General features: G+C 40.4%; 1 protein-coding gene. It reads right to left on the bottom strand.

The annotated features are described in order from the left end of the window. Positions 1 to 387: 387 nt before the first annotated feature. Positions 388 to 579, bottom strand: a 192-nt coding sequence (locus tag N1032_RS26745; RefSeq protein ID WP_259543698.1) for a hypothetical protein, incomplete at its 5' end; no start/stop codon positions are given.

Genomic DNA, 579 nt, shown 5'->3' with positions numbered 1-579 from the left:
ATTCGTTGGATAGTAAAATACACATTTAACATAAAATTGCACCACCATTAGAGTAATCATTAGAATAGGCGATCAGTAGGATTTGGGTGAGATTGGTTGATCACCTATGATTAATGACCACATTGGGGTTGTGGTACTTTTGAGGATGTGTTGTATCGTGCACTTCCTGATACGAACTGTCTAGTCGGTATCATAAAGAGCCTTGCCTTAAGCTTCAAGACTCTTGAGTTACGTACTAGCTAAACAGTAAGTGAGCACAGAAAAATAATATTCCGTACACCGCCAAAGCTACAGCAGGGTATAAGAACATTGGTTTCCAGTGTTCAATCATTACCGTTACTCACTGGCATCTGCCCGAAAAACAGAAATTCGGGTAAATCCCACCAGCTACTTTCTTCCATCCGGTAGACCTTTTGGGCGGACAGTAATTTCACTTCTCACTAACGGCTCACTGTCCTGAAACACCGTTAATGCACCATCATACAAACCAACTGCAGTATGTAATTTGGATAGATCACCAAGCGTAATAACATGATCACATTTGATATAAGGTTTTTTATTGCCTACGTGAACAAACCG

Origin of the sequence: Herbiconiux daphne, from assembly GCF_024979295.1 — a bacterium.
GTDB lineage: Bacteria > Actinomycetota > Actinomycetes > Actinomycetales > Microbacteriaceae > Herbiconiux > Herbiconiux daphnes.
This window is presented reverse-complemented; position numbering and strand designations above follow the sequence as displayed.